Below are 13,306 nucleotides of genomic sequence, written 5' to 3'. Positions count from 1 at the left end.
TCTACATACAGAAAAGCCGCCCTCGGGAAAACCGAGGGCGGCCATTTATTTTTGCTTTCACGCATTCCCTCACGCAAAACCGCTTCGCACTTTTGCTGGAAATGCTCTGAGCCAGAGGCTCAGAATTAACGCGAATAGAATTCGACGACGAGGTTTGGTTCCATCTGAACTGCGTATGGAACGTCAGCCAGGGTTGGAACGCGGGAGTAGGTCGCAACCATCTTGTTGTGATCAACTTCAACGTAGTCAGGAACATCGCGTTCAGCGAGCGCAACAGCTTCGAGAACGATGACGAGCTGCTTCGACTTTTCGCGAACTTCAACAACGTCGCCAGCCTTGAGGCGGTAGGACTGAATGTTGACGCGGCGGCCGTTTACGTTAACGTGACCGTGGTTGATGAACTGACGTGCAGCAAAAATCGTTGGAACGAACTTTGCGCGGTACACGACAGCATCCAGACGCGATTCGAGCAGGCCGATGAGGTTTTCACCAGTATCGCCCTTGCGGCGAGCTGCTTCGTCATAGGTCTTGCGGAACTGCTTTTCCGAAATATCACCGTAGAAGCCCTTGAGCTTCTGCTTTGCACGGAGCTGTACACCGTAGTCGGAAAGCTTGCCCTTACGGCGCTGACCGTGCTGGCCTGGGCCATATTCACGACGGTTTACAGGGGACTTCGGACGACCCCAAATGTTTTCGCCAAGGCGGCGATCAATTTTGTACTTAGCGGATTCGCGCTTGCTCATCGCATTTCCTTTAAAAAGTTGATGCGCCTTACGGCGCAGACAGGAAACGCGCCCTCCTCTGCCCCTGTTTTCCAGAGACTGACAGAATGAAGCGCGCAGCTGCGATCTTCATCCACGGGACACGTCAAATGAAACGCCGGAGCGATGAAGCTCCAGCGATGGCGGCTTGTAGTCATTAGCGTGTCATCTTGTCAAGGCTTAAGCCCGGATTTTAAGCCATTTGGCCATATATAACCGTGCGCCACGAAGCGTGAAGGAACGACAACTGCCTTATCGACATTAAACCAGGGTGCGTCATATCAAAAGAGGCAAACATGGCCGTTTCTTTCTCTTTCTTTCCCAAAGCGATAACGACCCTCCTCCTCGCATGTTCGATTACGTTGATTTGCGGCGGGAACTGGCCGAGGACTGGAACAGCAAATGCGCAAAATCTTATTGAACGCGCATTAAGCGGAAACACAAAGAAGACCACGCCTCAAAAACGCACCAAAAAGAAACGCAGCACCAGGCAGCAACGATCAAAGCCGCAGTCAGCGCCAGTCACTGTGATTCCAGTTCCCACGCCAGCGCCAGGACGAGAAGCGGATGCGCCACGACGCGAAAAAGAGCCGGCCCAATCGGCAGAACCGGCTAAAAGCAATGTTGAAACACCAAGGCCAGAGAAAAACGAGCGCATCTATCAGGTTGCCTGCCCAGCCCTCATGCAAGGCGACGTGGAGGGAAAGCTCTCCCCACCGATCAATGATAGTCCTCAATGCAGCGCGCAGTCGCCGCTTTCGCTGACTGCAATTGGTAAAGCCCAGCCCCTGAAGTTCGCAAATCCTGTCACAACAAATTGCGCTATGGCTGTTACGCTTGCCAAATGGTCGGAGCATGTCAGTGAAGCCGCAAGCAAGGTCTATGGCAACGATGTGAAAGTCACAGAAGTTGGCACGGGGTCCGACTATCAGTGTCGCAATGTCAATGGTGCATCAGAGGGGCGCGTGTCCGAACATGCATTTGCAAATGCGCTCGATATCATGTCGTTTAAGTTTTCGGATGGTTCTGTGACCGAATTGAAAAGTGGCTGGAACGGATCGGAAAAGGAAAAAGCCTTTTGGCGTGCGGTTCATGATGCGAGCTGCAAACTTTTCATGACGGTAATCGGGCCTGAAGGGGACGCCGCGCACATAACAAACATGCATCTTGATCAGGGATGTCATGGAAAAACCTGTCTTGCCCGAATCTGCCAATAAGATATTCTGCACGCAGACAGCGAACATAAAAAATTCAAACTGCCTCACTAATATTATCTTCATTATCGATTTTGCTAACCGCCGATTGGTGCGGTAGCTTTTCCAAGGAAGCAAATCATGAAATCGACCAAGATCATACTTTCCGCAATTTTCGCTTTCGGCGTAGCCGGCGCCGCCCATGCCGACAGTGTTCCGAAGCGTTCAAAAGATTTTACTGGCAATTATCAGACACTTGTCAAGGATCAGCAGGCGTCACCACAGGTGGCTGACTGCGTTGCAAGTGCTTATGATTATGTTAAAAAGAGCAAGAAATATGATCGTCTTGGTTTTACAAAAGATGATATTTCCGCGGCAACAACAAACGACAAATCTGCGAAATTCAGCACAAAAGATGCACGTAAAGTTTCTGCCGTCATTTCCGTACCCGGAGAAGCACGGCGCAAAACTGGCGGCACGCAATGGGACACGATAACCTTGCGCTGCGGAATTAGCGGCGGCAAGCTCAAAGCCATCGAATTTGTACCCGCAAACGGCGCGAAGTAAGCGCTTAACAGATCATAGAAGAAGAGCAGCTGATGATGAGTCAGCTGCTTTTTTTGTCTGAGACGTGCTCGGGAAGACCTTTGTGTTTGGTCTCGGCAAACTCTTCGAGCTCTTTCTCCGTCATTGTTTCATACATTTCTTTTGAGGCGCCAAAGAGTTCACTCTTGTTGATCTCGCCGCGCTTTGCGGCAAGTGCAGCACCCGCTGCTTTTTGCTGTGCTTTTGATTTTGCAGGCATGTTTCATTCTCCTTTGTTGAAACGAGTAACGAGCATTCCGGCATCCGGTTCGTTTGGCTCTGGCCCCATTTATTAAAGCGGGCTTGAGCCTAATCTTCTGCAGCGGCATCAAAACGCCGACGGGCATCGCGCATTTGTTCCCGGTTTTCGACAGCCCACTGCCCCAGCACATCAATCGGCACAGCAAGTGAATGTCCAAGTTCGGTCAGGGAATAATTCACTTCCGGCGGCGATGTTGGGCGCACATGACGCGCCACAAGGCCATCGCGCTCAAGTGAACGCAGCGTCACGGTCAGCATTCTTTGTGAAATACCCTCCACAGATCGGCGCAATGCATTAAACCGCATTGATCCCATTTGCAGATTAAAAATAACGAGGATGCTCCACGTATCGCCCACCCGGTCGAGCACTTCACGAATGGGGCAAAGCCCCTTTCCATCGGGCTCCGATTGAAAAGCAGCCGTCGATGATAGAAGCGGTGTTCCGTTATCCGGTTGGGTCGTGATTTTCATTTTACTTCCCTAAGTGGCCTTGTCGGGCATGCAGTTACCTCCATGTACCCTAATCATGAAAAAGTGCGTTCTTCACAAGGTTTATCATATCGACTACGTAGTTACTATAAAGAACCTGATTATTAAATATCACTTCAGTGACTGATTTGAAAGGAACATGAAATGGCTAAAATCGCACTCATCGGCGCTACCGGCTTTGTCGGCGCTGCAATTCTCAAGGAAGCACAATCGCGCGGTCACAGCGTCACAGCACTTGTCCGCCATACAGATAAGGTTGCGAAACTCGACAATGTTACCGCTGTAAAGGCCGACGTATTCGACACGGATGCGCTCGCCAAGCAAATTGCAGGCCATGACGTGATTATTTCAGCCTTTAATCCCGGCTGGACAGACCGCAATATCCGCGAAAACCACATCAAGGGCAGCCGTTCCATCAACGAAGCTGCCAAGAAAGCAGGCGTGAAGCGTCTCATCGCAGTTGGCGGCGCCGGAAGTCTGGAAATCAACGGCCATCAGCTGGTGGATTCGCCGGATTTTCCCGCCGAGTGGAAAGAAGGCGCGCTTGGCGCACGCCAGGCACTCAATGAACTGCGTGAAGAAAAAGACCTCGACTGGACCTTTGTTTCGCCCGCAATCATTCTTCAACCCGGCGAACGCACCGGCAAATATCGTCTTGGCGCAGACGAGCCAGTCTTTGATGACAAAGGCGAAAGCAAAATCTCGGTTGAAGATCTGGCCGTGGCGATTGTCGATGAAGCAGAACAGGGCAAACATATCGGCAAGCGTTTCACTGCTGCTTACTAAAAACATGGAAAAAACCGGCCAATTCTAATTGGCCGGTTTTTAGAGCATTTCCTGCTTTGTTTGAATCGCTGGAAATGCTCTATATTTTTTACGCATTATCCCACGCAAAACCGCTTCGCACTTTTGCTGGAAATGCTCTGTTTGTTGTCACGCATTGTCCTACGCAAAACCGCTTCGCACTTTTGCTGGAAATGCTCTGTTTGTTGTCACGCATTATCCTACGCAAAACCGCTTCGCACTTTTGCTGGAAATGCTCTGTTTGTTGTCACGCATTATCCTACGCAAAACCGCTTCGCACTTTTGCTGGAAATGCTCTGTGTGTTGTCACGCATTATCCTACGCAAAACCGCTTCGCACTTTTGCTGGAAATGCTCTAGACCAGCTCGACGTCAACAACGCCCGGAATAGCTTTCATGGCACTCGCAATCTGTGGACTGACGCGATAGCGGTGTGGAAGTTCGATCTCCACTTCACGCTGCCCCTCTTCCTTGATTACGATCAGGCTTACCTGTCCATCGCCGCGCGTGTTAAAATGCGGAACGATACTTTTCACCGCTTCAGCCGAGCGTAGATAAAGCCGCAATGCCTTTTGCATTGCGCAAGCCCGATCCTCCAGCGATTGCACGGTCTGGATGCGAAGCCCGATACCCTCCGGGCGATTTTCTGCGGCAACCGTAATAACGACAGACTTACCGCTTTCCAGAAGATCACGATATTGCGCAAGACCTTCCGAGAAAAGGACCGCTTCAAACTGGCCAGTGGCATCGGACAACTGCACAATGCCCATCTTATTGCCTGTGCGGGTCTTGCGCTCCTGCCGTGTCGTCACCGTACCCGCCAGACGCCCGGCATTTGCGCCGCGCTTGACTGCTGCCGAGAAATCAGCCCAGCTCTGTACACGCATGCGATCAAGCACCTGACGGTATTCGTCAAGCGGATGCGCAGAAAGATAAAAGCCAACCGCCTGAAACTCGCGATGCAGCTTTTCCGAAGGCAACCAAGGGGCTGCCTGCGGAAGGATCAGGGTTTCCTTGGGCGCGCCGGAAAGACCAAAAATATCCGATTGACCGCTGGCCGCATTTTCCTGTGTGCGTTGGGCAAACCCCATGATGCGGTCCATGCCAGCGCTCATGGCCGCACGGTCGCGACCGAAACAATCGAGAGCGCCTGCATTGATCAGGCTTTCCGTCACGCGGCGATTGACAATTTTCGGATCAATCCGCTCAAAGAAATCTTCAAGGCTTTCAAACGGCTTTTCGGCCCGCACACTGACGATATGATCAACGGCGGCTTCACCAACACCTTTGATTGCGGCAAGCGAGTAGAAGATCTTCTTCTCGCCAACTTCGAAGGGACGAAAAGACGTCATGACCGATGGCGTCACCACATCGATCCCCAGACGATTTGCATCGCGGCGGAAATCATTCAGCTTATCGGCGTTCGACATATCATATGTCATTGAAGCGGCGAGAAACTCAACGGGATAATGCGCCTTCATGTAGGCGGTCTGATAAGATACAATCGCATAAGCAGCAGCGTGCGACTTGTTGAAGCCATAGTCGGCGAACTTGGCCAACAGGTCGAAAATCATATTCGCCTGCGCCTTGTCGACACCGCCTTCAATGGCACCGTCCACGAAGCGGACGCGCTGCTTGTCCATTTCTTCGCGGATTTTCTTACCCATGGCGCGGCGCAAAAGATCAGCTTCACCGAGCGAGTAGCCCGAAAGAACCTGCGCGATCTGCATCACCTGTTCCTGATAAACGATAACGCCCTGCGTTTCTTTGATCAGGTCATCAATCTTTGGGTGGATGGAGGCAATCTCCTCCTCACCGTTCTTGCGCGCGTTATAGGTCGGAATGTTTTCCATCGGACCCGGACGATAAAGCGCCACGAGCGCAATAATATCCTCAATGCGGTCCGGGCGCATGCCGAGCAGCGCCTTTCGCATTCCGGCACTTTCCACCTGAAACACGCCGACCGTTTCGCCACGCGAAAGCATTTCATAAGTCAGTTGGTCATCCAAGGGCAAGCGCGACAGGTCAATCTCAATGCCTTTACGCGCAACAAGCTTCACTGCCGTCTCAAGAACCGTAAGCGTTTTCAGACCAAGAAAGTCGAACTTGACCAGACCGGCCTGTTCGACCCATTTCATATTAAACTGCGTGACCGGCATATCCGAGCGCGGATCGCGATACATCGGCACCAGTTCAGACAATGGGCGATCACCGATAACGATACCGGCTGCGTGTGTCGATGCGTGGCGATAAAGCCCTTCAAGCTTGAGCGCCATATCGAGAAGACGGCCGACAACCGGCTCTTTCTCACGTTCCTCATTAATCTTGGGTTCTGTTTCAATGGCCTGCGCCAGAGACACCGGATTGGCCGGATTCTGCGGCACAAGCTTGCAGAGACGGTCGACCTGCCCGTAAGGCATTTCGAGAACGCGACCCACATCACGCAACACAGCGCGCGCCTGAAGTGTTCCGAAAGTTATGATCTGTGCGACCTGATCGCGACCGTACTTTCCCTGCACATAGCGAATGACTTCTTCGCGCCGATCCTGACAGAAATCGATATCGAAGTCTGGCATCGATACGCGGTCAGGATTGAGGAAGCGCTCAAACAGCAGCGAAAAGCGCAACGGATCAACATCAGTAATCGTCAATGCATAAGCGACGAGAGAGCCCGCACCCGAACCACGACCGGGGCCAACAGGGATCCCCTGCTGCTTGGCCCATTTGATAAAGTCCGCAACAATGAGGAAGTAGCCCGGGAACTTCATACGCGTGATAATGCCGATCTCATAATCGAGACGCTCGGCATATTGTTCTTGCGTATACCCTTCAGCAAGCCCGGCTGTTTCCAGCCGCATCTTCAAACCTTCGCGCGCCTGTCGCGCCAGTTCTTCGGCCTCCGCCTGAACTGCGGCTTCGGGATCGTCGGATTCACCCGTGAAACGCGGCAGGATTGGCGCTCGTGTCTGGGTGAACCAGCTGCAACGCTCCGCAATTTCAATCGTGTTTTCGAGCGCTTCCGGCAGGTCGGCGAACAGAGCCGCCATTTCTGCGCGGCTTTTCAAGTGGTGGTCCGGCGTCAGACGACGGCGATCATCATTTGAAATAATTTGCCCTTCGGCGATGGCGAGCAGCGCATCATGCGCTTCAAAATCCTCTGCCTTAAGGAAGAAAGCTTCATTGGTCGCAACGAGTGGCAATTCCATTGCATAAGCAAGTTCAACGGTCTTCGCCTCAAGCGCACGATCATAACCTGCCTGCCGCTGCAACTCGACATAAAGCCGGTCACCGAATGCTTCTTTCAGAAAAGCCAAACGGCTTTCTGCACGATCCGGGCGATCAGCGGCAAAAGCGCGTCCGATTGGTCCAAGAGGGCCACCGGAGAGAACAATCACATCTTCTGACAGGCCAGCCAGCCACCCAGCATCGACATGCACAGGGTCGCCCGAAGGCGTGTCGAGAAATGCGCGGCTGACGAGCCGGACAATATTCGCATAACCTTCCTCGGTCGAAGCGAGAAAAACCAAGGGTGCCAAGTCGAGAACCAGACGGCGATTGGCACTGCGGCTGTTATCATTGTGATCGCCGAATGCAACATCGAGCTGGCAACCGATGATCGGCTGCAAACCATCCTTAGATGCCTTCTGGGCGAACTCCAAAGCACCAAACAGATTGTTGGTGTCAGTTATCGCGATGGCCGGTGCCTGATCGGCAATCGCCTGTTTGATGATCTTGCCAACAGGCAAGGCGCCTTCAAGCAAGGAATAAGCAGAATGCACTCGCAGATGAACGAAACGAGGTGACGTCATATCCTCGCCCGCACGCATGCTTGCTGTATCATTCATATTCATTCCCCGATCTTTGCAGAGCTGACTGCGCCGCAACACCATGATAGCGAAATCATGTTTTCAGCGCCATCCGAGTGCTGCTCACGATATGAGATTTGCACAGGGTAACGGGCGACTCTTATCGCCCATCGTCACACTTTCGGGGAATACGGTAACGATGTCCAGAGTGAGCGCCGTTACTATCAGCGAGGTTCACAGAAGAACCCGCTTTGCGCTTTCAGATTGCACTCACCCATATGGCGAAGGTCGCAACGAAAAGGCTGATGGAGACGAAAGACAAAACGTCGTAGACGAGATCGGTCATTGGAATAACTCCTCTTTGTTCACGTATGTTTATTGTTTGTTCCATTTCTGTTCCAAAGTCAACACCCATTTAAGCGATCGCGTGTATTTAAGGTTTATGAAAAATAAACATGCAAACGCCGGCAGCATGGCCACCGGCGCTCTATAGGGCGATTGAACGAAAAGCTTAGAGCGACGTCAAAGCGCTCTCAAAGATCGACGACTTTGCCGTCTTTCAACGTCACACGACGATCCATCCGACGCGCCAGCTCGTGATTATGCGTCGCAATCATCGCAGCCAGTCCCGACTGCCGCACCAGTGCTTCCAGCGCACCAAAAACATAAGAGGATGTTGTCGGGTCAAGATTGCCGGTTGGCTCATCGGCCAGCAATACCAGAGGTGCATTGGCAACTGCGCGCGCAATGGCAACGCGCTGCTGCTCGCCGCCCGACAGCTCCGATGGGCGATGCGAAGCACGTTTGCCGATCTTCATATAGTCGAGCAACTGCTGCGCGCGAACGGACGCTGCCTTTTGTGGCAGGCCACGGATCATCTGTGGCATCATCACGTTTTCAAGTGCCGTGAACTCCGGCAGAAGATGATGGAACTGATAAACAAAGCCAACATCGTTGCGGCGAACGGCTGTGCGCTCATCCTCTGAAAGGGCACTGCAGGAGCGGCCATCGAGAAAAACATCACCCGCATCCGGGCGCTCCAGCAAACCGGCCGTATGCAGCAATGTCGATTTACCAGCACCAGACGGGGCAACCAGTGCAACCATCTCGCCACGATGCAGTGTAAAACTCGCATCTTTCAGGATGACCAGTTCGCGATCAGCTTCCTTATAGGCCCGGCTGACATTTTCCAGACGCAGAATAACTTCAGCCGCCATTATTCGTACCTCAATGCTTCGACCGGATCGAGTTTAGCAGCGCGCCAGGCCGGAAAAATGGTGGCAATAAAGGAAAGGATCAGAGCCATAGCTATGACGGAAACCGTTTCGCCGACATCCATCTTGGCCGGAAGCGTGCTCAGGAAATAGAGCTCTGGATTAAACAGGGTCGTGCCGGAAAGCCACGAGAAGAACTCGCGCAGACGTTCGACGTTGAGGCACACAACCACGCCTAAAACCACGCCTGCAAACGTACCCGTGACACCAATGGCTGCGCCTGTCATAAGGAATATTCGCATGATAGCCCCACGTGTGGCGCCCATGGTTCGAAGGATCGCGATGTCACGGCCCTTATCCTTCACCAGCATGATCAGGCCGGAAATGATATTAAGGGCTGCGACGAGCACGATCAGCGTCAGGATCATGAACATGACATTGCGCTCGACCTGCAAAGCCGAGAAGAAGGTCTGGTTGCGCTGGCGCCAATCGACCATGGAAATCTGACGAGCCGCAACTTCCTCGACCGGTGCGCGCATTGCATCCACCTTGTCAGGATTATCGACGAAGATTTCAAGCGACTGCACTTTGCCTTCCTGATTAAAGAAAAGCTGGGCTTCTGAAAGCGGCATCATGACAATCGACGCGTCATATTCCGACATGCCAATTTCGAAGATTGCAACGATAGGATAGGCTTTAACCCGCGGATTGACGCCAAACGGTGTCACATCACCATCGGGTGAGATAACGCGGAGCGTATCACCGACAGAAAGACCAAGATTTTCAGCCATACGCGTGCCAATGGCCACGCCTCCGCTTTGATCAAAGCCTTTCAGGGTGCCTTGTTTGATATTGTCCGAAACAAGCTTGAGCTTGTCGAGGTCTTCTTCACGAAGCCCTCGAACCAGAGCACCGGTGCCTGCGCCAATATTGCCCTGCACCAAAGCCTGACCTTCAACCACCGGAATGGCAAATTTTACGCCGGAAATACCGTCAATACGTGTAATCAGGCTCGCATAGTCATCCAGCGGCCGATCTATCGGCTGCATGATGAGATGGCCATTAATACCGAGAATTCGATTGAGCAGCTCGGCGCGAAAACCGTTCATCACCGCCATGACGATAATGAGTGTTGCAACACCGAGCATGATGCCCGTGAAAGAGAAACCGGCAATGACCGAAATAAACGTCTCGCGGCGGCGCGCTCGCAAATAGCGCCATGCGATCATCCGCTCATAAGCGGAGAAAGGACCTGAAGAAGGCGCCTTGTTAGGCACCTTCTGCTTGCCGTCAGATTTTGCTGCCGCCGCATTGCTCATGGTTATGCCGTCAAAAGGTTGATTGCTGCCTCAATGGTGAGGTTTTGACGCTCACCAGTCTTGCGATCCTTGACTTCAACTTCACCGGCAGCAACGCCACGCGGACCAACAATCACCTGATAAGGCAGACCGATCAGATCCATCGTTGCAAACTTCGATCCCGCACGGTTATCCGTGTCGTCAAGCAGTGGATCAAGACCGGCATTGGTGAAGGCAGTATAGAGCTTTTCGCTCACGCCATCGCAAGCCTCATCACCGGGCTTCATGTTGACAATGCCAACACCGAAAGGCGCAATTGCCTTGGGCCAGATGATACCAGCTTCGTCGTGGAAAGCTTCGATTGCCGCTGCAACCAGACGCGAAGGACCAATGCCGTAAGACCCCATCGATACAGCGTGTTCCTTGCCATCAGGCCCCTGCACTTTTGCGCCCATCGGCTCAGAATACTTCGTGCCGAAATGGAAGATGTGGCCGACTTCAATACCGCGCGCTGAAACCTGATCATCAGCTTTTACAGCTGCCCATTCAGCCTCGTCGTGCATCTCGTCGGTTGCTGCATAAGGCGTTGTCCAGCGCTTGACGATATCGGTCAGTTGCTCATCGTTACGGAAATCCGTATCTGCGCCCGGAACAGCCAGTTCAAGATATGCCTTATCGCAATAAACCTGGCTTTCGCCGGTTTCAGCGAGAATGATGAATTCGTGGCTGAGATCGCCGCCAATCGGGCCGGTATCGGCACGCATCGGGATCGCCTGAAGACCAACACGCGCAAATGTACGCAGGTACGACACGAACATGCGGTAATAAGCCATTTTCGCGCCCTCGTAATCGAGGTCGAACGAATAGGCGTCTTTCATAAGAAACTCACGCGAGCGCATCACGCCAAAACGCGGACGCACCTCATCGCGGAACTTCCACTGGATGTGATAGAGGTTCAGCGGCAGATCCTTGTAGGAGCGCACATAAGAACGGAAAATATCCGTGACCATTTCTTCATTGGTCGGACCAAAGAGCATTTCGCGCTCCTGCCGGTCCTGAATGCGCAGCATTTCCTTGCCATATGCATCGTAACGACCGCTTTCGCGCCAAAGATCGGCGGACTGGATCGTCGGCATCAGAATTTCGTTGGCGCCTGCACGGTTCTGCTCTTCACGAATGATGTTGCAGACCTTGTTGAGCACTTTCAGGCCAAGCGGGAGCCATGAATAAATGCCTGCCGACTGCTGACGGATCATACCCGCACGCAACATCAACCTGTGAGAGACAATTTCTGCCTCTTTTGGGTTTTCCTTCAGAATGGGCAAAAAATACTGCGACAGACGCATCGTGACCACCGATCAAGAGAGAGATTACCTGAATAGCAACCGACTGTGTGTAGAATCAGGCAAAAATTAAGCAAACTTGCTGGCTTCATAACGGGTTATACCGCTATTGAAAACCCGCCTCCCCGTGCTTTAATCAGAAGGTTTTTTCCCATCCACAGCCATCACCGCCAGAATGACGAAAAAGATCATTTAAGAAAGGCGCCGAGATTCATTTTAAATTTCAATGTATTATGCATATCGCACACGAGAGGCGGCAAAATTGCGAAGGAAATATGACATCACAAAAGATTTTTGGTGACAAAAGCTATGCAGTCCGCTATTTTTTTCATCAATAAGCATAACAACGGAGCTAACCGTTGTTTCACGCGGTCAAAGTCTTGGGAGGATGGATCCAGGCGCGTTAATTCGCAGCCGCCTGTAATACGGAAACGGATCGAACGCGTATTCGACTAGCAAGGCGAAAGCCTTGCTTTTTTTTTGGCTTTGCCGTGCCTTCAAGAGAAAAAGCTCTCACCTGGCAAAATAAGCCTCTGATATTTTTCAGTTTTTCAATGCAAAGCGCAGCGTCACAGGTAAGCTTTCCAAAGCTCAGAGCATTTGCTGTTTTGAGTGGATCATTGGAAATGCTGTCTCAATTTTTATCACGCATTGTCTTGGGCGAAGCCGTTACGCGCTTTCGCTGGAAAGGCACTAAATTTCTTTCTTTTCAAACCGTTATAACGGATTGATACATTTTAGATTCAACGCATGATCTTGAAGCAAGCGACAAAAATGCCGCCTCAAAAAATAGCGCCTAAAAAATAGGCACTATGTCTTGTAGCGCTTCATTTATCGAGAAACAGAATGTCCGATTTTACTTCAGATCGGGAAAAAAATGCGGAATATCATCAAGGCTGAAGCCCTGAACCTGCGTCAGGTAATAATAGATGCAGAAGATCGCGGTGGCGACAAACGTGGTACGCAGAAATGCAAGTCCGATGCGTGGTTTGGCTGGCGCGCTCGCGACCGTTCCCAATGTCACGTCATTTTCTTCCGCCTGCGTGCGCAATCCAACCGGTAAGAGCGCAAATAGTGTTATCCACCAGAAGATAAAATACATCGCGATACCGGAAACAATCGTCATCTCATGCCTCCTCAAGCTCGATCAAAGTGCCATTGAAGTCTTTGGGATGCAAAAACAGCACCGGCTTGCCATGGGCACCAATCTTTGGCTCACCATTACCGAGAATGCGTGCCCCTTGCGCCTTGAGATGATCGCGTGCGGCTAAAATATCGTCAACTTCATAGCAAAGATGATGCATTCCGCCCGAAGGGTTCTTTTCCAGAAAACTCGCAATGGGCGATCCCTCTCCCAACGGTTCCAGCAATTCGATCTTGGTGTTCCCCACATCAATAAAGACCACCGTCACCCCGTGCTCAGGCAAAGCTTGCGGCGCGGTCACGTTCGCACCAAGCTGTCCTGTGTAAAGCGCAGAGGCGGACTTTATATCTGGAACCACGATTGCAACATGGTTCAGGCGTTTGAGCATCTATCTTCCTCCTCCGAAAAC

General features: G+C 52.0%; 13 protein-coding genes. 3 read left to right on the top strand and 10 right to left on the bottom strand.

Translation table 11 applies throughout. The features are described 5' to 3' along the window. Positions 1-125 precede the first annotated feature (125 nt). Entirely contained in the window at positions 126-743 is a 618-nt protein-coding gene (gene rpsD / locus OPR82_RS05820; RefSeq protein WP_265983576.1) for a 30S ribosomal protein S4, read from the bottom strand. Between the two features lie 314 nt (positions 744-1,057). Between rpsD and OPR82_RS05815 the strand changes: the two genes are divergently transcribed. Together OPR82_RS05815 and bspC are read left to right on the top strand one after the other, a co-directional pair. Beyond that, the gene (locus OPR82_RS05815; protein ID WP_407673215.1) at positions 1,058-1,978 is read left to right on the top strand and encodes an extensin-like domain-containing protein; all 921 of its coding nucleotides are present in this window, start codon (positions 1,058-1,060) and stop codon (positions 1,976-1,978) included. 117 nt (positions 1,979-2,095) lie between these two features. Next, on the top strand, positions 2,096-2,521 hold the full coding sequence (bspC, locus tag OPR82_RS05810) for a type IV secretion system effector BspC (protein ID WP_265983574.1): 426 nt from the start codon (positions 2,096-2,098) through the stop codon (positions 2,519-2,521). A gap of 40 nt (positions 2,522-2,561) precedes the next feature. Here bspC and OPR82_RS05805 read toward each other — a convergent pair whose 3' ends face one another. Beyond that, a complete protein-coding gene (locus OPR82_RS05805; protein WP_265983573.1) occupies positions 2,562-2,759 on the bottom strand; it encodes a DUF3008 family protein in 198 nt (65 codons plus the stop codon). A gap of 89 nt (positions 2,760-2,848) precedes the next feature. After that, a complete protein-coding gene (locus OPR82_RS05800; RefSeq protein WP_265983572.1) occupies positions 2,849-3,271 on the bottom strand; it encodes a winged helix-turn-helix transcriptional regulator in 423 nt (140 codons plus the stop codon). A gap of 162 nt (positions 3,272-3,433) precedes the next feature. On the opposite strand from OPR82_RS05800, the gene OPR82_RS05795 reads away from it, so the two are divergent. Continuing rightward, positions 3,434-4,075: an NAD(P)-dependent oxidoreductase gene (locus tag OPR82_RS05795; RefSeq protein WP_265983571.1), complete on the top strand. Its 642-nt coding sequence runs from the start codon at positions 3,434-3,436 to the stop codon at positions 4,073-4,075. Between the two features lie 373 nt (positions 4,076-4,448). Here OPR82_RS05795 and dnaE read toward each other — a convergent pair whose 3' ends face one another. The 7 genes from dnaE to mce form a co-directional block, all read right to left on the bottom strand. After that, positions 4,449-7,937, bottom strand: coding sequence for a DNA polymerase III subunit alpha (dnaE, locus tag OPR82_RS05790; protein ID WP_265983569.1), 3,489 nt, complete (start codon positions 7,935-7,937; stop codon positions 4,449-4,451). Between the two features lie 220 nt (positions 7,938-8,157). Beyond that, positions 8,158-8,289: a hypothetical protein gene (locus OPR82_RS05785; protein ID WP_265983567.1), complete on the bottom strand. Its 132-nt coding sequence runs from the start codon at positions 8,287-8,289 to the stop codon at positions 8,158-8,160. A gap of 142 nt (positions 8,290-8,431) precedes the next feature. After that, complete coding sequence (locus tag OPR82_RS05780; protein WP_265983566.1) at positions 8,432-9,115, bottom strand: ABC transporter ATP-binding protein; 684 nt, start codon at positions 9,113-9,115, stop codon at positions 8,432-8,434. Further along, on the bottom strand, positions 9,115-10,431 hold the full coding sequence (locus OPR82_RS05775; protein ID WP_265983564.1) for a lipoprotein-releasing ABC transporter permease subunit: 1,317 nt from the start codon (positions 10,429-10,431) through the stop codon (positions 9,115-9,117). Before OPR82_RS05775 ends, OPR82_RS05780 begins: the two co-directional genes overlap by 1 nt. A gap of 2 nt (positions 10,432-10,433) precedes the next feature. Then, a complete protein-coding gene (gene proS / locus OPR82_RS05770; protein WP_265983562.1) occupies positions 10,434-11,756 on the bottom strand; it encodes a proline--tRNA ligase in 1,323 nt (440 codons plus the stop codon). Positions 11,757-12,609: 853 nt separating this feature from the next. Then, the gene (locus OPR82_RS05765) at positions 12,610-12,879 is read right to left on the bottom strand and encodes a DUF1467 family protein (RefSeq protein WP_265983560.1); all 270 of its coding nucleotides are present in this window, start codon (positions 12,877-12,879) and stop codon (positions 12,610-12,612) included. A 1-nt stretch (position 12,880) separates the two neighbouring features. Then, positions 12,881-13,285 (bottom strand): methylmalonyl-CoA epimerase, encoded by a 405-nt coding sequence (gene mce, locus OPR82_RS05760; protein ID WP_265983559.1) that lies wholly within the window; start codon positions 13,283-13,285, stop codon positions 12,881-12,883. Between the last annotated feature and the right edge of the window lie 21 nt (positions 13,286-13,306).

The sequence above is a fragment of the Ochrobactrum chromiisoli genome (assembly GCF_026241335.1).
Taxonomy (GTDB): Bacteria; Pseudomonadota; Alphaproteobacteria; order Rhizobiales; family Rhizobiaceae; genus Brucella; species Brucella chromiisoli.
This window is presented reverse-complemented; position numbering and strand designations above follow the sequence as displayed.